Source organism: Terasakiella brassicae, assembly GCF_014641495.1.
Taxonomy (GTDB): Bacteria; Pseudomonadota; Alphaproteobacteria; order Rhodospirillales; family Terasakiellaceae; genus Terasakiella; species Terasakiella brassicae.
Genome location: NZ_BMHV01000003.1, coordinates 206,309 through 225,860, shown reverse-complemented (window position 1 = coordinate 225,860; position 19,552 = coordinate 206,309). Strand labels below are relative to the sequence as shown.

16 protein-coding genes and 1 pseudogene are annotated in these 19,552 nt (G+C 47.8%); all 17 read right to left on the bottom strand.

Annotated features, from left to right (window positions below):
- Positions 1–357, bottom strand: a pseudogene (locus IEW74_RS03155) (electron transfer flavoprotein subunit alpha/FixB family protein); the annotation flags it as partial.
- Position 358: 1 nt separating this feature from the next.
- Positions 359–1,108 carry an electron transfer flavoprotein subunit beta/FixA family protein gene (locus IEW74_RS03150; RefSeq protein WP_188661459.1) on the bottom strand — a complete coding sequence of 250 codons (750 nt, stop codon included), beginning with the start codon at positions 1,106–1,108 and terminating at the stop codon, positions 359–361.
- Positions 1,109–1,135: 27 nt separating this feature from the next.
- Positions 1,136–1,930, bottom strand: a complete 795-nt coding sequence (locus IEW74_RS03145) for an enoyl-CoA hydratase/isomerase family protein (RefSeq protein ID WP_188661457.1) — start codon at positions 1,928–1,930, stop codon at positions 1,136–1,138.
- A 17-nt stretch (positions 1,931–1,947) separates the two neighbouring features.
- Positions 1,948–2,766 (bottom strand): SDR family oxidoreductase, encoded by an 819-nt coding sequence (locus IEW74_RS03140; RefSeq protein WP_188661455.1) that lies wholly within the window; start codon positions 2,764–2,766, stop codon positions 1,948–1,950.
- A 6-nt stretch (positions 2,767–2,772) separates the two neighbouring features.
- Positions 2,773–3,312: a thioesterase family protein gene (locus IEW74_RS03135; RefSeq protein WP_188661453.1), complete on the bottom strand. Its 540-nt coding sequence runs from the start codon at positions 3,310–3,312 to the stop codon at positions 2,773–2,775.
- 23 nt (positions 3,313–3,335) lie between these two features.
- Positions 3,336–5,120 (bottom strand): acyl-CoA dehydrogenase C-terminal domain-containing protein, encoded by a 1,785-nt coding sequence (locus IEW74_RS03130; protein ID WP_188661451.1) that lies wholly within the window; start codon positions 5,118–5,120, stop codon positions 3,336–3,338.
- Positions 5,121–5,124: 4 nt separating this feature from the next.
- The gene (locus IEW74_RS03125; RefSeq protein WP_188661449.1) at positions 5,125–7,452 is read right to left on the bottom strand and encodes a 3-hydroxyacyl-CoA dehydrogenase/enoyl-CoA hydratase family protein; all 2,328 of its coding nucleotides are present in this window, start codon (positions 7,450–7,452) and stop codon (positions 5,125–5,127) included.
- Positions 7,452–8,576 carry a thiolase family protein gene (locus tag IEW74_RS03120; protein WP_188661447.1) on the bottom strand — a complete coding sequence of 375 codons (1,125 nt, stop codon included), beginning with the start codon at positions 8,574–8,576 and terminating at the stop codon, positions 7,452–7,454. Before IEW74_RS03120 ends, IEW74_RS03125 begins: the two co-directional genes overlap by 1 nt.
- A gap of 99 nt (positions 8,577–8,675) precedes the next feature.
- Positions 8,676–9,065, bottom strand: coding sequence for a MerR family transcriptional regulator (locus tag IEW74_RS03115; protein ID WP_188661445.1), 390 nt, complete (start codon positions 9,063–9,065; stop codon positions 8,676–8,678).
- A 122-nt stretch (positions 9,066–9,187) separates the two neighbouring features.
- Positions 9,188–10,807: a long-chain-fatty-acid--CoA ligase gene (locus tag IEW74_RS03110; RefSeq protein WP_188661443.1), complete on the bottom strand. Its 1,620-nt coding sequence runs from the start codon at positions 10,805–10,807 to the stop codon at positions 9,188–9,190.
- Positions 10,808–10,912: 105 nt separating this feature from the next.
- Entirely contained in the window at positions 10,913–12,178 is a 1,266-nt protein-coding gene (locus IEW74_RS03105; RefSeq protein WP_188661441.1) for an OmpP1/FadL family transporter, read from the bottom strand.
- 129 nt (positions 12,179–12,307) lie between these two features.
- Positions 12,308–12,895 carry a DUF6134 family protein gene (locus IEW74_RS03100; RefSeq protein WP_188661439.1) on the bottom strand — a complete coding sequence of 196 codons (588 nt, stop codon included), beginning with the start codon at positions 12,893–12,895 and terminating at the stop codon, positions 12,308–12,310.
- Positions 12,896–12,907: 12 nt separating this feature from the next.
- Positions 12,908–13,207 carry an SCP2 sterol-binding domain-containing protein gene (locus IEW74_RS03095; protein ID WP_188661437.1) on the bottom strand — a complete coding sequence of 100 codons (300 nt, stop codon included), beginning with the start codon at positions 13,205–13,207 and terminating at the stop codon, positions 12,908–12,910.
- 248 nt (positions 13,208–13,455) lie between these two features.
- Positions 13,456–14,619, bottom strand: coding sequence for a response regulator (locus tag IEW74_RS03090; protein WP_188661435.1), 1,164 nt, complete (start codon positions 14,617–14,619; stop codon positions 13,456–13,458).
- Positions 14,619–15,794 (bottom strand): HD domain-containing phosphohydrolase, encoded by a 1,176-nt coding sequence (locus IEW74_RS03085; protein WP_188661433.1) that lies wholly within the window; start codon positions 15,792–15,794, stop codon positions 14,619–14,621. Before IEW74_RS03085 ends, IEW74_RS03090 begins: the two co-directional genes overlap by 1 nt.
- Complete coding sequence (locus tag IEW74_RS03080; RefSeq protein ID WP_188661431.1) at positions 15,791–17,038, bottom strand: response regulator; 1,248 nt, start codon at positions 17,036–17,038, stop codon at positions 15,791–15,793. The genes IEW74_RS03085 and IEW74_RS03080 overlap by 4 nt, the downstream gene beginning before the upstream one ends.
- Positions 17,028–19,544, bottom strand: coding sequence for a PAS domain S-box protein (locus tag IEW74_RS03075; protein WP_188661429.1), 2,517 nt, complete (start codon positions 19,542–19,544; stop codon positions 17,028–17,030). Before IEW74_RS03075 ends, IEW74_RS03080 begins: the two co-directional genes overlap by 11 nt.
- Positions 19,545–19,552 lie beyond the last annotated feature (8 nt).

The following is a 19,552-nucleotide window of genomic DNA, read 5'->3' as shown; positions in this document are numbered from 1 at the left end:
GGCGCTTTCCACTTTGACGATGTCGGAGATTTGCGCAACATCCAGCAGAGCGGCCACGCGCGGCATAAAGTTTTTGCCGTTGGTGGTCGCCGGGGCCAGAATGTGGCTGTAATCACCAGCTAAAGACACAACCAATGTGCCCATATTTTCAGCGAGTTCATGATCATAAGCCGCATCATCGGCCAGCAGAACTTTGGACACACCATCGATTTTCGCAGCGGCATCGCCTGCGGCCTGACAGCCGTTCCCGGCAACCAAAACGGTAATGTCACCCAAGGCCTTAGCCGCTGTGACGGTGCTCAATGTTGCGTCTTTGATGGACGCATTATCATGTTCAGCAATAACAAGAACGCTCATCTTAGATCACCTTCGCTTCGTTTTTCAGTTTATCCACCAGTTGCGCAACGCTGTCGACCTTAACCCCGGCAGAGCGTGCAGCAGGTTCTTCAACCTTGAGAACTTTGAGGCGAGGCGTCACATCTACACCGAAGTCAGCCGGGCTGACCGTATCCAGCGGCTTTTTCTTGGCTTTCATAATGTTCGGCAGCGCGGCATAACGCGGTTCGTTCAAACGCAGATCCGATGTTACGATGGCCGGCAAAGACAGCTTCACCGTTTGCAAACCACCGTCCACTTCGCGGGTCACGTTGACAGAGCCATCGCCCAATTCAACCTTGGAAGCAAAGGTGCCTTGCGGCCAGCCCAACAGCGCCGCCAGCATTTGACCGGTTTGACCGTTATCATCATCAATGGCCTGTTTGCCCAGAATAATCATATCCGGGTTTTCTTTTTCAACAATGCCTTTGAGGATTTTGGCAACCGCGAGGGGCTGCAAATCTTCGTCTGTTTCGACCAGAATGCCACGATCGCCACCCATCGCCAAGGCGGTCCGGATGGTTTCCTGACATTTCTTTTCGCCCATGGAAACAACAACGACTTCATCAGCCTTGCCTGCTTCTTTCAGACGGATTGCTTCTTCAACCGCGATTTCGTCAAACGGATTCATCGACATTTTGACGTTCGCTGTTTCTACACCTGTGTTGTCCGATTTGACACGGATTTTCACGTTGTAATCAATTACGCGCTTTACTGCGACGAGGACTTTCACTTTGATTACTCCTTCCCTAACCTAAATTTAAAATCGCCCGGTGAAACGCGGTGTGCGTTTTTCCAAAAAGGCACGAATGCCTTCCTGACCATCCGGTGATCCCCCCATCCGGGCAATTGATTTGCCTTCCAGATGAAGCTGTGTGCTCAGATCATTACTAAAGCTGTCAATCAACAAGCGCCGTACGTTTCCAAACGCTTTTGTCGGGCCGTTTGCCAGTTTATAGGCAAGACCTTGGGCATTTGCCATCAACTGATCTTGTGGCACCACCTGATTGGCAATGCCCCATTCGACGGCTTCCTCTGCACTGAGGGTACGATTTGTAATCATCAATTCTTCGGCACGGCGCAACCCAACAATTTTGGGCAAAAAGAAACTCGCCCCACCATCCGGTGTTAGCCCCGCCCCTGTATAAGCCATTGTGAAGTTCGCATTCGGACTGACGATACAAAAATTGGAACACAGGACAAATGAAAATCCGATCCCGGCGGTCACCCCATCAACAGCGGCGACAACCGGGGCATCCATGCGGGCCAGCAATGCCATCGTCGGATGGAAATCTTCCAGCATCTCTTCCATGAAATGAGAGAGCTTATCGCCAGCTTCCAAAAATTTGCCCAGATCGCCCCCTGCACAGAAAAACGGCCCCGGTGCAGCGGATAGAACAACGGCGCGGATATCATCATCCTGATCACATCGCGCAACAACGTCTTTTAATTCGTCAATCAGTTCCGGTGTTAATGTATTGGCCTGTTCGGGGCGGGCAAACATAATGTTCGCCACACCCTTTTCCACGCCAAACTGTAGTGTTTGATAGGACATACCCATGCCTTCCCTGCCTAGAGGAACAAATCCGGCAACAACGGATTGCCCGGTTTAACCGCATAGTGATCCAGATCCGTAATGCCTTCTTCTGCCAGCACCTCTTCATCAATGAAGAAATTGCCGGTGCAGGTTTTGGAATCACGCGTCAGGATGATATGGGCGCAATCGGCCACAATATCGGGGGTGCGGCAATAGTCAGGTTTGACCTGATCGCCCAGCATGGCAAGGGCTGCCGTATAAATCACCGTTTTCGGCCACAGGGCATTCACCGCCACACCTTGATCGGCAAATTCCGCAGCCATTCCAAGAACGCACATGCTCATACCGTATTTCGCAATGGTATAGGCCGTATGTCCACCAAACCACTTCGGATCCATGCTCAACGGTGGGGACAGGTTCAGGATATGTGGGTTTTCAGCCTTCAACAGGTGCGGCAAACAAGCTTGGGAAACCGCAAAAGTCCCGCGTGCATTGACCTGGTTCATCAAATCATAGCGCTTCATCGGGGTTTGCAACGTGCCCGTCAGACTAATAGCAGACGCATTATTGATACAAATATCAAGCCCGCCAAAGGTTTCTACCGTCTGATCAACTGCTGCCTTGATCTGATCTTCGTCACGAATATCAACCACCAGCGGCAAGGCTTTGCCACCCGCCTGTTCAATTTCTTTGGCTGCGGAATAGATCGTTCCCGGCAGTTTGGGATTTTCTTCAGCCGTTTTGGCTGCAATTACAATATTAGCCCCATCCTGAGCCGCTTTCTTCGCAATGGCTAACCCGATCCCACGGCTGGCGCCGGAGATAAAGAGGGTTTTATCTTTTAAAGTTCCCACGTTTCCTCACTGTTTTGGAATATATTTGCCCAAGGCCTGATCCGCCGAATGCCAGTCGGCAATCCATTGCGGCAGAACCGGGCTTTCATCATTGATCCCTGCGTAATGCAGCAGGGTTTTGGTTGGTACATTTCCATCTGCCCCGCGAAACAAAACCTTGACGGTGCCCACGGCATAGACATGTCCTTTTGAGATAAATTTCTGTTCTATAAAGACCCATTTTTCGTCCCATCCGGCAATGCGTGTCACCAGATCAAATTTTTGAAACGGTCTTAAGGATTTGAAATACCGGATGGTCGAACTGCCCAGCAACGGCATCCATTTATACTTGAACATGGGACGGTGCAGACCAGCCCGAAAGGCCAGATCCATGCGCCCGATATCCATGCAGGACAGATAACGCCCGTTGTTTTTATGCAGATTGAAGTCTAGATCCATCGGCCAGACACGCATGTTTACCGTAAAAGGTTCCAGCGCGTTTACCGAAGGTGTGCGGCGCAAAAAGGCCGCCATAAATACCTTGGTCATTCGTAAATGAATATTCATGGCAGCCTCGTCGCCTTCCTACCTTAAAACAAGTCTTCATCCAGTTCCATCATGGAGGAACCGCCTGCCATGATAGAGGAGAACAAAGAACTGCATTGCGGCAGGAGTTTCTGCATAAAGAAACGCGCGGTTGTGATTTTCGCACGATAGAAATCGCCTTCATCACCGTCTTGCTTGTCTTTGGCGACTTCAACCATGCGACACCACATGTACGCCAGACCGACAAGACCGAACAGACGCAGGTATTCTGTCGCCCCGGCTGCGGCTTCTTCTGGCTTGCCCATGCCGACACGGGCCAATTGACCTGTTGCCTGTTGCAAACGACCGAATGCTTTGGCTAACGGCTGAACAAATTCACCCAATTCGTCATCCATCACGTTTTGTTCGATATAGTCCTGAACCGGATGGAAGAAACGACGCAGCAGACGACCCGCTTTGTCCGGCATCTTACGACCGATCAGATCAAGGGCCTGAATACCGTTGGTGCCTTCGTAAATCTGGGCAATCCGGCAATCACGCACGTATTGTTCCATACCATGTTCACGAATAAAGCCATGACCACCGAACACCTGCATACCGTGGTTTGTGGCCTCATAACCCAAATCGGTGAACAAGGCCTTGACGATCGGTGTCATCAATTGAACGAATTCATCGGCTTCTTCACGACGTTGCGCATCGGGATGTTTACGTGAAATATCCAGTTGTTGCGACACCCAGCCGCCAAACGCGCGGCAACCTTCCATATAGGCACGTTGTGTCATCAACATACGGCGCACATCCGGGTGAACGATGATCGGGTCTGCCGGTTTATCAGGGTGTTTTACGCCTGAAATAGAGCGTCCTTGCAAACGTTCTTTGGCATATTCCACAGCACCTTGATAAGAGGCTTCGCCCAAACCAAGGCCTTGAATACCAACGGCAAGGCGTTCCTGGTTCATCATGGCGAACATGCCCTGCATACCTTTGTTCAAGGTGCCGACCAGCCAACCTTTGGCATTGTCGAAATTCATCACGCAAGTTGCTGATGCCTTGATCCCCATTTTATGTTCAATGGAACCACAGGAAACATTGTTAAATTCACCGGCTTCACCATCAGCATCCGGCAGATATTTCGGCACGACAAACAGGCTGATCCCTTTGATCCCCTTGGGGGCATCCGGTGTGCGCGCCAGAACAAGGTGAATGATATTATCAGTCATATCATGTTCACCGGCAGAGATAAAAATCTTCGTCCCTGTGACCAGATAAGACCCATCATCTTGCGGGTCCGCCTTGGTACGGCAAAGACCCAGATCGGTCCCGCAATGCGGTTCTGTCAGACACATAGTGCCCGACCACGTCCCATCAACCAACTTGGGCAGATAGGTATCTTTCAGTTCATCCGTTGCAAAACCGTGCATCGCTGTGTAAGCGCCGAAAGAAAGACCGGGATACATCCCAAAAGACAGGTTGGCAGAACAAATCATTTCTTCCACCATCGTGTTGACCATCTTAGGCATACCCATGCCGCCATAATTGGGGTCACACGCAATGGCCGTCCAGCCGCCTTCGCGGAACAAGGTATAGGCGTCTTTGAAACCGGCCGGTGTGCTCACCTTGCCTTCGTTCCATTGACATTCTTCCTCGTCCCCTGATCGGTTCAGCGGAAAGAGAACTTCTTCGGTAATCTTTGCCGCTTCTTCCAAGATCGGTTCAACCAGATCGCGGGTGGCTTCTTCATAGCCCGGCAGTTCGCACAGTTTATCGCCTTCCAGCAATTCATAGAGCACGAACTTCATGTCGCGGATTGGTGCTTTATACGTTGCCATATTCTTAGTTCCTCAACGGTTTACCGGTTAACAGCATATGTTCGACACGTGCCAGCGTATCTGGATGGCGAACCATTTTCATAAAGCTTTCGCGTTCCAGTTCCAGAACGTCAGCTTCCGACATTTCCACAGTGGGATCCCCCTCTGCACCGCCTGTCAGGATATCGGCCACCGCCAAAGAAACCACGCGGTCATGCTTGGTTGCCTTGCCTTGGCGAACGAACCCGTCCACCGCCATTTCAAAGGCAACACGCGCACTTTCGCCCGGCAGGCGGAAGGTCGGTTTTTCAGGTGCCTGATAATCAACCGCCAATTCCAATGCCTTGGCTTTGGCATCTGCCAACAAACGATAACGGTTCATGGTAATGCCATCGGTATCGCGCAAGACCATATTGGCCTTGGCTTCTTCGGCAGATTTCGCAACGGCTGCGGTTGAAATCAGCTCAAACGCCTTGCCCGGTCCGGGCATAACACCACGCGGATGTTTCGGGTTATTGGACCAACGGTGCAGCATCTCTTTGGTGCCACCCCATGCCGGAACCAGACCAACACCGACTTCAACCAGACCGGTATAGGTTTCCACATGAGCCTGAACCGCATCACTATGCAGCAGAATTTCACACCCGCCACCAAGTGCCATACCGGACGGTGCAGATACAACCGGGAACGGTGCATATTTCAGCGCCATATAGGTGTCCTGACCGTTTTCGACCATATTTTCAATCTCGCTCCAGGCTGCGATATTGGCAGCAAAGATTGCCAGACCAAGGTTGGCCCCAACGGAGAAGTTCGTCCCTTCGTTATAAACAACCATCGCCTTGAAGTTCTTTTTTACTTCACGGATGGATTTACCAAGCAAGGCCATCAGATCAGGGTCAATTGAATTCATCTTGGATGTAAATTCAAAACAAGCTACACCATCGCCAATATCCCACAAGGCCGCTGAACCGTTTTTCAAAACCGGCTCTGAAGCCAGCTTGATATCGGACAACATGATCACACCTTCCGGGCGAACCAGATCGGTATAGTCACCGTCTGTTGTCAGGTATTGAACCTTGGCATTTTCCACACGGTAGAATGGGCGACCATCCGCCATTTTCAGGATAGCCGGAACGTCAAAACCGTCTTCTGCCAGCTTTTCGGCAAACCAGTCTGTACCCAGCTTGTCCATCAGTTCAAACGGACCGAATTTCCAGTTGTACCCTAGACGCATGGCTTCATCAATTGCCGCCACATCATCGGCGGCTTCCGGGACCAACATAGCAGCATAAGCCAATGTTTGCGCCAAAACACGCCATGCGTAGTTACCGCCCTTATCCTTGTGTGTCACCAATTTACGCAGATCGCGCACGCTGGTACGGGCACTGGACAGGCGGGCTTTGACTGTTGGGCGATATTCACCTGTTTGCAGGTCAATACCTTCTTTGACCTTCTTGCCGCCTTCACGGTTCAGGCGATAAAAACCACCTTTTCCTTTGCGACCCGTATAGCCATCGGCAATCATGTTTTCGATCAACGGTAAGTCACGTTTGATTTTTACAAACGGATCATCTGCGGGCAGCAGCCCCACCATTGAATCGATGACATGCGGCATCAAATCCAGACCGACAAGGTCCATCAGGCCAAATACGCCAGTTTTCGGAATACCACAAGGGCGGCCGATAATGGCATCGGCTTCTTCAATACTCAAACCTTGATCCAAGGCTTCGACGACCGCGCAATAAATCCAGAACACACCCAGACGGTTGGCGATAAAACCCGGACGGTCTTTACAATGAACGATGGATTTACCCAGCTTGCGATCGGAAAAGTCGCTGACTGTATCAATGACGCTTTGGCTTGTTTTCTCGCCCTTGACCACTTCAAGCAGGCGCATATAGCGCGGCGGGTTGAAAAAGTGGGTAATGCAGAAATCTGCCGCAAAGGCATCGGACATACCCGCCACCAGATTGTCCAACGGAATTGTCGAGGTGTTGGACGATACAATTGACCCGCTTTTTCGAACCGCATCGATCTTTTTATAAAGATCTTGCTTGATATCAAGACGTTCAATAACCGCTTCCACAATCCAGTCGCAATCACCGATCATATCCATATGATCTTCGATATTGCCCGGCGTAATGCGTTTGGCATTGCGTTTGTGGGTCAAGGCAGCCGGGTTGGACTTGATCAGTTTTTTGATCGCACCTTCGGCAATGGCGTTACGGTTTTCCGCGCCGTTGGGAACAATATCCAGCAACAGCACGTCGTGTCCGGCGTTGGCGCAATGGGCGGCAATACCTGCCCCCATTACACCGGCACCGATCACACAGACTTTGTTGATGGTGCTCATTAGATCGCCTCCACGATTGTTGCGATCCCTTGACCGCCACCAATGCATTGTGTGGCCAGACCGTATTTGCCGCCTTCACGTTTCAGAACGGAAGCAACCTTGCCAACGATCCGCGCACCTGTTGCACCCAACGGGTGACCCAAGGCAATCGCGCCGCCATCCAGATTGATTTTTGCCGGATCAAGGCCCAATTCACGGATACAAGCCAATGATTGAGACGAGAACGCCTCGTTCAATTCGACCACATCAATGTCATCAACACTTAGACCTGCGCGTTCCAATGCCTTGCGACTGGAACCAACCGGGCCCATGCCCATCACTTCCGGGTCACAACCGGAAACCGCAACAGATTTAATACGGGCCAACGGCTCAATCCCATTTGCATTGGCATATTCTTCAGAACAAACCAAAACAGCCGCTGCCCCATCAGTCAACGGTGAACTTGTTCCGGCTGTTACTGTACCGTTGGCATCAAAGGCCGGTTTTAATCCTGCCAGATCTTCTTTCGTTGTACCAGGGCGCACACAACCATCTGTGTCCACACCATTAATCGCAACAATTTCATCCGCAAAACGGCCTTCGGCTTGTGCCTTTGCCATCTTCGCATGGGACGCAACCGCAAATTCTTCTTGGGCATCGCGCGAAATTTCATAACGCTTGGCAACTTCTTCGGCTGTATCGCCCATACCCATGAAAGCACCCGGGTTACTTTTGTAAAGTTGCGGGTTCGGCATCGGGTTGAAACCCATCAACGGCACACGGGTCATACTTTCCACACCAGCGCAAATGAAGGCTTCGCCAGCGCCCATCGCAATGGCACCCGCAGCCTGATGGACAGACTGCATACTGGACCCGCAGAAACGGTTGACAGTCACACCACCGACAGAATTCGGCAGACCACTTAAAAACACGAGAATACGGGCCAAGTTAAAACCTTGCTCGCCTTCCGGGAAAGAACAACCACAAATCAGGTCTTCAATATCTTCCCCTTTAACCCCTGTCTTTTTGATCAGGTCGCGTACGACTTGAGCTGCCAAATCATCGGGTCTGACTTTTGCAAGTGCTCCCTTGTTTGCAAAGTGGAACGGGGAGCGAGAATAACCCGCGATGACTACGTTCTTCATAATTTACGTCTCCGTCTCTTAAATTACCTATACGTAACTTGTTGGTTATGCCATTACAGACCACATGCCGTGGCCACCTGTTTTTTGGCGTTTTAAGTCTTAGATACCCTCTTTTTCCTGAAGGGCTTCATCACACTGGCTTTCAATATCCTTTAATTCAACAAGGACAGATTCAAGTTCAATGCGTTGTTCTTCCAGATCGTCTATGCGGTGGCGTACTTTTTTACGCAACATCAGAATTTGCTCAACATGATCAACATCTGTCTCATAAAGGTCGAGAAACTCGCGAATTTCTGCCAAGGAAAAACCCAAGCGCTTGCCGCGTAAAATCAAAATCAGACGGGCGCGATCTTTACGAGTATATACACGGGTCGTCCCGGCACGCTGCGGTGAAAGCAATTCCTTAGTTTCGTAAAAACGAATTGCACGCGGCGTGATCCCCAGCTCTTTCGCCAGTTCCGGTACCGTATAAAACTCATCTCCAACCATCAAACCCTCCTTGGTAATCTTATCTCGTAATTTAGATTACCTATACGTCACTTGCAAGTTAAATTTTTTAATATCGCCTTTATTTTTCGACCTCCACTTCCCAGACAGGAAAACATTGATTATCAGGCAGATAGACGCTTTGCCGCCTCTTCTTCCACAAGCTCTTTCTTGGACAGCTTTCCAACCATTGTTTTGGGAAGCTCTTCACGAATTTCTATCTCTTTGGGCATTTCAATGCGTGATATTTTATCATCCAGAAACAGCCGCAAATCCTGTGGCGTCAGGTTGGAATACCCGTCTGCCAGCTTGACAAAGGCTTTCGGTGCCTGCCCGCGATATTCGTCATCCACACCGATAACGATACATTCGGCCACCCCTTCATGCAGATAAAGGGCTTCTTCAATCATGCGTGGATAGACGTTATAGCCGGAACACATGAGAACATCCTTAATGCGATCCACAAGGAAAATATAGCCTTGTTCGTCAATATAACCGATGTCACCTGTGTACAACTGACCGTTTCGAATGGTGTCATGCGTGGCTTCCGGGCGTTGCCAATATCCTGCCATAACCTGCGGGCCTTCGATGACGATTTCACCTTTTTCACCCTGTGGCAATTCATGTAAATGATTATCCGGATCATGGATCGTCACTTTCGTTTCCGGAAGCGGCAAGCCGATTGAGCCGGCTTTAATTTCACCATCATGCGGGTTCACAGTCGCAACAGGGGAGCTTTCCGTCAGGCCATAACCTTCCACAAGCACACAGCCGGACAGCCGTTCAAATTCCGCTTTCACTTCCACGGGTAAAGGTGCGCCCCCGGAAATACAAAACTTCATGCAGGATAAGTCGATTTTGGACAGATTGGGTGCCCCGTTAATTGCCGTATAAATCGTCGGAACACCGGGAAATAACGTGCAGCGTTTTTTATGAACCGTTTTCAAAAGCAGTTGCAAATCAAAACGCGGCAATAAAATAAGTTCTGCACCAATCGAAATCCCGACATTCATTACCACGGTCATCGCGAAGACATGGAAGAAAGGCAAAACGCCCAACATCTTTTCATGCCCTTCATTCATTGCCGGCATGGAATGACGCAGTTGATAGGTATTTGCACCGATATTTCGGTGTGTCAGCATCGCCCCTTTAGGCTGCCCCGTTGTCCCACCGGTATATTGCAGAACAGCGAGTTCTTCCATCAGGATTTTGACAGGCTTATACTTACCATCCGTATTCGTCAAACGCGTAAAGGACAGATGTGCCGGATCTCGTTTAAAATCGACAACTTCTGATCGTTTCAAAACGTTAAACAGAACACTTTTCACCGATGGTAAAATATCTGCCATTGAACAAACCACAATACGTTGCAAGCCGGTTTTTTCGAGGCATTTTTCGATTTTAGGATAAATCTGCTTCAAATCCAGCGTCACCATAATCTCGGTGCTGGAATCTTCAATTTGATATTCCAATTCCCGCTCGGCATAAAGCGGATTGAAGTTGACCACCGTGCCGCCAACCTTCAATATAGCGTAGTAGCAAACGATAAAATAAGGCGAGTTTGGCAAACACAAGCCAACCTTCGTGCCTTTTTTTACACCAAGTTGCTGAAACCCTTTTGCGGCACGATCAACAAGTGCGCCGATTTCGCCATATGTATATTTTTTATCGAGGAAATCCACACAAGGGCGTTCCGCAAAACGTTCGACGGCTTTGTCGAAATAATCAATGACGGTTTTATCCATCAGATCGGCCTCCGAATTACTTTTTAGTTATTATAGTTACCATTACGTCACTTGAGGAGTAAAAAAAGTCTCCACCAACTCAACAGTCAATGGAGACAGTCTCACCTAGAAGGTAATGTTCACACCTGCAGTTACAATGTCAACATGGTTTTCAAATGTACCGGCAAAACCACTGCCTGTGGCTGCGCGTGAATCTTCCGTTACTTTGGCGTCATCTCCCCACAAGTGGGAATAACCAATGTTCCACGTTACGCTGTCGTTCATTTTATATTCTGTCCCGACAGACAACCAGTAACGATCAGAATCCGGGATACCGGCTGTGCGATGTTCGTCATTCGCGGCCCCCTCATCGTAAGCCACACCGGTCTGGAACTTCCACTGATCGTCATATTGGTAATTTACGCCCAAGGAATAAAACATCGTGTCGTCCCATTGATAGGTCGTTACGGCATCCGCACGCGTACCAACCTTATCCTGAACACGCAATTCTTTGAAAACAGACCAGTTCGTCCACGCGATATCGGACATAACCGCCCACTTATCATCTAATTCATGGTACCAGCCAAAGGAAATGATATCCGGTGTCGTCAATTCTGCCTCAGCCCGGTAATATGCGTCAGCCGCACCGCCTGTTGAATTGGAAATTTTAACATGACCGTCCAGTGTATGATTAACCTGAGAACGGTAATTCACACCGATACGGCCACCTTCGCTATATTGGTACAAAACACCAAACGTTGCGCCAACACCCATATCATCAGCTTTTAATTCAACATCTCCACCAACAACAGGGCTGGCCTTACGTGTCAACTCGCCCCCCAGATACTGGATTTGCAAACCAACACCAAATGAAAGTTGCGGATTAATCTGGTATGAAACAGAAGGCGTTGTTGTAATTGTTTCAATTTTGCTGAGCAAATTGTACTGCGCACCAACCCAATCATCTTTGTAATCTGTCGACAGGCCGAAAGGTGTGTTTACACTCACGCCGACTTTCATTTTGTCGTTGACTTCATACACACCATACAAAGACGGAACCAAAGCGGTTACGCCACCATTGTCATTGGTATCATTAAACAACGTACCACCGACACGAGAAGAAGATCCGTGTTTATATTCCGCTGACGGCATAATCAAGGATGCATTGGCCTGAAACTGATTACCTTCCAGTCGGGACATACCCGCCGGGTTAAAGAAAATCGTACTTGCATCATGTGCTTTGGCTGTTGAACCCGCAAAGGAGTTCCCCTGGCCTTCTGCACTTTGTTCCTTCAACTGAAAACCCGCAGCCTGAACTTGCTGCGCCCCAGCCATCAGCGCAGCCGTGGCTGCAAACGTTGCCATGAAATGGCATTTAGATAATTTTGGCATCTTGCCTCCCAATAGAACTTCTCTTTCAGATTGTCGTCGATCTTTTGCCGACCGCTTTATTCCGCTCAAACAATCCGAAGCCTCAACATAATCAACAAACAAGGAAGTTCCCGCTTCCCTTGTTTGCACCTACTTACGTAACAACTCGATTAAAAAGCCTTTACGTTTGAAAGCTGCCTTTTGCAGGTAGCCATCATCGGCAAACCACAATTCCCGCGTGATATCACCGTCAATTTTAAAATGATTATCATCCAGCGCCACCGTTTGCGTTTTAAACGGTTCTGCATCAATCACACTGAACAACACATTTCGATACAAGGCCGCCTTGCTCCACAAAGACAGCGGCAGCGCCTTGGCATCAAAATTTTTATTTTTACCATCATACAACACCTGCAAACCATCCGTTTGACGGGTCACACTATATTCGTGATGCGTTCCATCATCGTTGGTGCGTGAATGCATCGAAACCAATTCACCATTTTCCCAGACCTCACGGCGTTGATGTTCGTAATTGAATTCCAGAAAAAGCATTTTAACATTGGTTTTCGTCACCACATCGACATTGACACCCTTGTCGCTGTCATTAATGACAACAACTTCTTTACCGATGGGCTCGCCTTCTTTCAAGATGGCATACTCAAGTGTCGTCGCAGCCATTGCCGCGTGCGACACAACAAGCGCACAGAGCGCCCATAATGAAACCTTAATTTTTTTCACGTCTACAACTGCCTAATTTAGAAGATTGGTCAACTTCAACGCAGTTCCCATAGACCCCTTGATTTTCAACTTGCCCATCGTATAGGCCAGCATCGGGTCCAGTTTACCTGCAATCAATTTTTCAAGATTTTTCGTCGAAATACGAATTGTACAATCCGCAAAATCGTCTTCCTCACTCAGTTGCGCAGGCTCCTGAGTTGCATCCAGAAATATGATTCCGTCTTCTTTGCAGTCGAACTTTACGGTCGCGTTCAGCGCCTCAAGCTCACCTAGCATTTGCGTCATTTGTTCTTTGACATTCTCTAAAGACATCAAAGCCTCCCATATTATTTTATTTTGACCATTAATAGATCAAGATAACGTATAGGTAAACAAAAATATCCTTAGGTATTGCTTTTTTTTTACGATTTCATTTAACGCATTATAATTAATAGATAAAAATAACCTGTTCAAAAGCTCAAAAGACATGAAAAAGCTTCGCAATGCACCTTATAGGCGACAGACACACAAGAATCTTAAGTGGCATTTAGAATAGAGAAAGACACGTATAAACACTCCCCTTAAGAGACGTAAAAATCAATACGGGTCTTTTGCGCCAGTTCCAGACATTGCTTTTCTTCACATGAGGTAAATAAAACCCGGTTAGGAGAATGTGCCAAAGCAATAAACAAACGCCGGATCTCACCTGTTCGTTCGCCTCCCTCGCGCAAAGCCTGAAGGTCAAAAACAAGAACAACTTTTGACAAGCCCTGAACCAACCGTTCACTATTGCTCAACAGAGGAACCTCAATCAAAATTGCACTGGAAAAAGGACGGATACGCCCGATTAAGTCACTGGCCCGGCTCGGCAGGATATCGTCCGGCAAGCCGATAATTTTAAAACATATCGCATTGCGGACTGTTTCAATGAGGGAACGACAAATTCGCAAATACATTTCCAAGCTTCCCCGATTGTAAAGTGTGGCGAAGTGGACATCGATCACAAACTTGTTATTCACGACTTTTTCCATATTTTGAAAAATATAAGACGCAATCTTGCCGAGCATAAGAATATCAAGTTTTGCCATAACCTCAGGCGTTTCCCCCAACACATGCTTGACCCCTTGAATGCGTTCCTGTGTCGATCCATCAAAAGACGTGAGAAAATAAAGACTGGCCTTGCCTGATTTCAACCAGACAGGTGTCATCGTTAAATCACTTTTCTCCTGTATTTCCAACAAGGTATGGGCTGCATTACTTTGTGCAGCATGCGTTGCTGCTTCAATTGAATGACTAACAGCTTCCGCGACATCCAATGTCTGATCCTGAATTTTGGACAAAGACATCAAATCTTCTTTTGCAATATTCAGTCGGTATTCTTGCAAGGCCTCCTCAATAGCTTGCACCAAGTCGTCCTGACTGGTCGGTTTATTGAAGAATTTATAGATTAACCCGTCATTCAACGCCTCCACGGCGGTTTGCAACGATGCATGCCCGGAAAGCATCATAAAGATGCAATCAGGGGCCTGCGCCTTGGCCAACTTGATAAATTCCAGTCCGTCCATACGCGGCATTTTCATATCACAAATAACAACGGCATAAGGCCCATCGTCATTCATTTTTTTGAGCGCAATATCACCCCGCAAGGCCGTATCGACAACAAACCGTTTTCGAAACACCCGTACCATAGATTCCAGAAGACGCTTATCATCATCCAGCAGGAGTATTTTTTCTTCACACTTCATCAAATCTCGCTTTCTCTGGTCGTAATATCGACCAAAACCGGTTCCTGAAATTCATAAACTTTCGTCAGGTTATGTAAACGTTGTACCTGAGGTGCGGTTAGTTTTGCACCACTGGCCAAAACCAGAAGTCCATCCACCGTTTCAATATTGCTATGAACTGTATAGCCGGACAACAAGTGAGCCACTTTCATTTTTGTCAGTTCAACACGCGGTGCATCATCCAGTTTCCGAATGCGAAATTCGAAATAGCTTTGTACTTTTTTCTTCAGTTCGGGGTCATAACGTTCGGCCCATCTGTCCAGTTGGGCGATATTGTCACGTGTGGGCAAATTGTCATCCGTGATCGCGGCCAAATCCTTCAAAATACGTAGCAACCTTGCGCCGACCGGAATATCCATCCCGGCGCGACCATCTTCAGGAAAGCCAGAACCGTCAAACCCTTTGTCTTGATAGTACACATTTTGCGCCACGTTATTTAAGCGCGGAATATTCACAATCAGGTCTTTGCCAACCGCAGGAATTTTCTGCACCATTTCCTTTTCACCGTCCGTCAAAGGATGCGAGGCATTTAATTTTTTGATGACACTTTCCGGTACCGCAACACGTCCCAACCCTGCCAACATCGCCGATATTTTAATTTCCCACGGATTGGGTAATCTCAACCCTTTTGCAATATCTTCCGCCCAGCCTTGGACTTTGGCCGCTTTGCCAAATGCGATGGGGTCTGCAATAGACAGCACGTCGACCAGAACTTTCACACTACCGGCCAATGTGGTTTCCAAAAGCGTTTTTTCCGCTGTAATCAGTTCATACTGACGTAAAGCCTCGGTGATCCCCTGTTCCAAGACTTCCGGTGCGACCGGTTTATTAAAAAAACGAAAAATGCGCCCCTGATTAATGGCCTCAATCGCCGTGGTTTGATCTGCATTCCCCGTCAACATTAAACGGACGGTATCGGGGGAAAGTTCAAAAAACCTCTCCAGTAATTCAACACCGGACATTTGCGGCATATTCATATCAGAAACAATAACGGCAAATGGTCCTTCTGTTTTCAAAACCTCCAGTGCTTCGGCCCCGCTTTCTGCCATCACTAAATCGAATTTGCGCTTTAAATGACGTGAGATTGCCCGTAACAGCTTTGGTTCATCATCTACCAATAAGACTTTTTTTGTCATACACCCTCATCCTCCCGCAATTTTGTATGTGCCCGTTTGTTCAGCAATTCCAGCCAGATTTCGAATTCGTTTTCACTGACAAGATGTGAAATTGCATCCCAATCCAGCATATTTTTCAATTCTTTTTGCTGTTCCATATCCCAGTTTTCACCCTTGCATAGAACCTGAGAAATATAAAGGGCCAGCATCGGTGATCTTTTCGTCAGTTGTTCTGGCGGTAAAGAATGATGATAACCGACCGCTTCAATAATCGGCAAGGCAAACCCCCATAATCCCAGCATATAGGCACCGATCTTTTGATGATTTGTGTTGAACGTGTTTTCTTCTGCCTCGATCAGTTCCCCGTCCCCGTCATTCAGGCTTTTCATTGCTTCTTGATATTGGTCATGGTTTGCCGTTTGCAAAAGAAGGGTTCCTAAATGCGACACCACACCCGCACAGGATGCCTGACCACATTCCTGTTTGCTTAAATCCCAATATTCACAGATGTCACGGGCCAATTGGCCAATGACAAGGCAATTGTTGCTCAGGCGTTCAAGGCTCATGGCTTCCTCTTTGCTGCCTTGAAAAACACCAACAACACCCGCTGTCAAAATAACATCACGGATCGTCTCGATACCCAAAAGTTTCACGGCCTGCAAAGGTGTCGTCGCTTTAAACGGCAAGGAAAAGAAAGCCGAATTGGTCAAACGTAACGTCTGCGCCGTCAAGGCGATATCCCGGCTAATCACCTCGGCGACACATTCGATACTCGGTTCGTCTTTTTCCAGTTCCACAATCAGTTCACGCACAATCGAGGGAATACTCGGCAATTTACGGATGCTGTTGGAAAAATCACGCAAATGTTCGTTACTGACATAGGCACGCATATCGACTAAGCGGGTAATCGCATTGGTAATATCTTCGGTACTACAGGGTTTCGCCAAATAGAAATGCGCCGGACCAACCGTTTTCAGCACGCTTTCCTCTTTGGTATAGCCCGACAGGATAATGCGATTGGTGTGGGGGTAGGATTTGCGCACCGTTTCCAATAAGTCCGCGCCATCCATTTCAGGCATCTGCATATCGCTGACAATAATATCAGCGCGTTCTTCTTCCATCATACTGAGGGCTTCCTGCGCCCCACAGGCAAAACGCATATCCCATTCGTTGCGCATTTTACGCAAACTCCGTTTCAGGCCACGTAAGACACCTGTCTCATCATCGACAAAGAGGATTCTGTGTTTACGCTCATCACTCCTCATGTTCGGACTCCTGCGTTGCTGTATCCTTCCCCTCTACCGGCAAAGAAATTTTGAAGGTTGTTCCCTTACCTTCTTCGGTTTCAAACCAAATCCGCCCGCCATGTTTATTGACAATCACATCATGGGAAATGGACAAGCCCTGTCCTGTGCCCTTACCGACAATTTTAGTAGTAAAAAACGGGTTAAAAACCTTATCTTGAATTTTGGCGGGTATTCCGCTTCCTTCATCTTCGACTTCAATTTCAATTGTTTCACCAAGGTTTCGTGTTCGAATAGTAATGCCACGTAAATCGCTTGTTTTATCAATCTTGTTGCGTTCCTCAATCGCATGCGCCGCATTGACGATCATATTGAGGAAAACCTGGTTCAGTTCCCCCGGCAAACATTGGACCTGTGGCAATCCCTCATCCAGTTCAAAGTCCAAATGTGCGACATATTTCCATTCATTTTTACACACCGTTGCCGTACTGGTCAGTGCACGGTTAATATCATTCATCACCATTTCCTTTTGTCCGGGATGTGAAAAATCTTTCATGGCACGCACAATCCGCGAGATTTGCTGCGTCCCGTCCACCGCATCGGAAATCGCATCCTCGACATCATCTGACAACACCTCAAAATCAAGGTCATCTTTTAGTTCCTGAATATCTTCCAGCAATTTTTGTGCTTTTTCATTATCCTGCACCAACGGGAGGACCTGATCGAACAGACCGTGTAATTCACTCAAATTTTCCCAGATATCTTTCAGGAACTTGAGATTGTCGCTGACATATTGGGTTGGCGTATTGATTTCATGTGCAATCCCGCCTGCCAACTGCCCAACCGCTTCCATCTTTTGAGCCTGACGCAATTCATTTTCCAGACGTTCGCGCTCTTTTTCCTGCGTACGAGCTTCCGTAATATTTTCCTTAATCGCAACATAGTTCAAGATTTGGTCAGAACGATTTTTAATAGGGACAATAATCACCCGTTCCCAAATTTCTTCGCCCGACTTGGTCTTGTTGCGCAACACGCCATGCCAGACACGTCCGGCAGAAATCGTGTTCCACAATTTTGCATATTCTTCCGGCTTTGTTTCACCTGACTGGAAAATTCTAGGGTTCGCCCCAATGACTTCTTCACGAGAATAGCCACTGGATTTCAACAAGGCTTCGTTGGCGTAATAGATCGTACCTTCCACATCCGTTACCAGAATAGCTGCCGGGTTCTGTTCTATGGCCTGACTGAGAATGCGCAATTCATCCTGTGTACGCCATCTGGATATAATACCCGAAAGGGTAGACGCGACAGAGTTCAGAAATTCAACTTCATCATCGGTTTGTTCGTGTCCTTGCTCCACATACAGATTAAGGATCCCCAACAATCCCGTTGCCCGGGTAATCGGCACACAATAATGTCCCTGTGAAAGCATATAATTACGGGCACTTCCCCCTAAAGCCTTTATCTTTTCACCAACATTGTCACTTCCTAAAAAATCTGAAAATTTAATCGTTTCATATTTCTCGGCCATTTTTGCAGGCAGCCCCGTACAGGCCACAAGCTGGAACTGCTTTTGCTTATCTTCGGCGAGAAAGATCGATCCCGTTTGCTTAAACCCACGGCGGCTATGTTGTAGAATACCATCAAGAACCCGCTGTAAAATCTCGTTCAACGGTAAATCCTGAAGTGAAAGATCCAGAATGTGCGACAAGATAATTCGATCCGCATGCGCTTTCTCACGTTCCTGTTCACTACGTACCTGATCTGTAATTTCTTTCCCCACACCGCGATATCCCATGAAACGCCCATCGGGCCCAAAGGCAGGTTTGCCACTGACCGAACAAAACTTTGTCGTCCCATCACTGGAAATAATTTCATAATGAAAATCAGTAAACGGAATATGTGCGTTGATGGTATTTTGATGATCTATCCATTTTTGATCCCCTTCATCCGCAGCCAGTTTGCCGCGCCGCTTCCCTAAAAGAGAAGATGCAGGGACGTTCAGAACTTGTTCTAAACGTTCTGAAAAAAAGGTAAAACAATGATTTTCATCGGTTTCCCAATACCAGTCCGATGCAGCTTCTGTGAAATCACGAAATTTTTCACTCGCTTTCTCATACTTTTCACGCGCATCAACCAGTTCGCTGACGTCCGTATAGGTCGTCACAAAACCACCGGAGGGAATAGGCACGCCTTTGACTTCAATTGTGATGCCGCGCGATGTGGTTCGAATAAATTTATGTGGCTGAAACTGCAAGGCAAGTTGATAAATCTCCTCGACTTTCTGCTCCGTATCAACATCACCGTATTCGCCGCGTTTTGCATTAAATCGAATTAAATCTTTAAAATGGATACGCCCGGCCAAAAGAGTGGCAGGTAAATCTAAAATCTTTAAAAAGGCAGAATTATAAAATACCAAAAAGAGATCCTTGTCGAAAATACTGATCCCTTGTGACAAGGCATTGATACCATGACGAATTTCACTCGGAAACTCATCAAATGTCTCTAAAAGATCAACTTTTACCATCACACCAT

What these genes read in the sequence shown, in the direction of transcription:
- IEW74_RS03130 (WP_188661451.1), bottom strand. Translation starts at nt 5,120, where the DNA reads ATGGCAACGTATAAAGCACCAATCCGCGACATGAAGTTCGTGCTCTAT.
- IEW74_RS03080 (WP_188661431.1), bottom strand. Translation starts at nt 17,038, where the DNA reads ATGAGGAGTGATGAGCGTAAACACAGAATCCTCTTTGTCGATGATGAG.
- IEW74_RS03090 (WP_188661435.1), bottom strand. Translation starts at nt 14,619, where the DNA reads ATGAAGTGTGAAGAAAAAATACTCCTGCTGGATGATGATAAGCGTCTT.
- IEW74_RS03085 (WP_188661433.1), bottom strand. Translation starts at nt 15,794, where the DNA reads ATGACAAAAAAAGTCTTATTGGTAGATGATGAACCAAAGCTGTTACGG.
- IEW74_RS03125 (WP_188661449.1), bottom strand. Translation starts at nt 7,452, where the DNA reads ATGAGCACCATCAACAAAGTCTGTGTGATCGGTGCCGGTGTAATGGGG.
- IEW74_RS03105 (WP_188661441.1), bottom strand. Translation starts at nt 12,178, where the DNA reads ATGCCAAAATTATCTAAATGCCATTTCATGGCAACGTTTGCAGCCACG.
- IEW74_RS03145 (WP_188661457.1), bottom strand. Translation starts at nt 1,930, where the DNA reads ATGTCCTATCAAACACTACAGTTTGGCGTGGAAAAGGGTGTGGCGAAC.
- IEW74_RS03115 (WP_188661445.1), bottom strand. Translation starts at nt 9,065, where the DNA reads ATGGTTGGAGATGAGTTTTATACGGTACCGGAACTGGCGAAAGAGCTG.
- IEW74_RS03110 (WP_188661443.1), bottom strand. Translation starts at nt 10,807, where the DNA reads ATGGATAAAACCGTCATTGATTATTTCGACAAAGCCGTCGAACGTTTT.
- IEW74_RS03095 (WP_188661437.1), bottom strand. Translation starts at nt 13,207, where the DNA reads ATGTCTTTAGAGAATGTCAAAGAACAAATGACGCAAATGCTAGGTGAG.
- IEW74_RS03120 (WP_188661447.1), bottom strand. Translation starts at nt 8,576, where the DNA reads ATGAAGAACGTAGTCATCGCGGGTTATTCTCGCTCCCCGTTCCACTTT.
- IEW74_RS03135 (WP_188661453.1), bottom strand. Translation starts at nt 3,312, where the DNA reads ATGAATATTCATTTACGAATGACCAAGGTATTTATGGCGGCCTTTTTG.
- IEW74_RS03075 (WP_188661429.1), bottom strand. Translation starts at nt 19,544, where the DNA reads ATGGTAAAAGTTGATCTTTTAGAGACATTTGATGAGTTTCCGAGTGAA.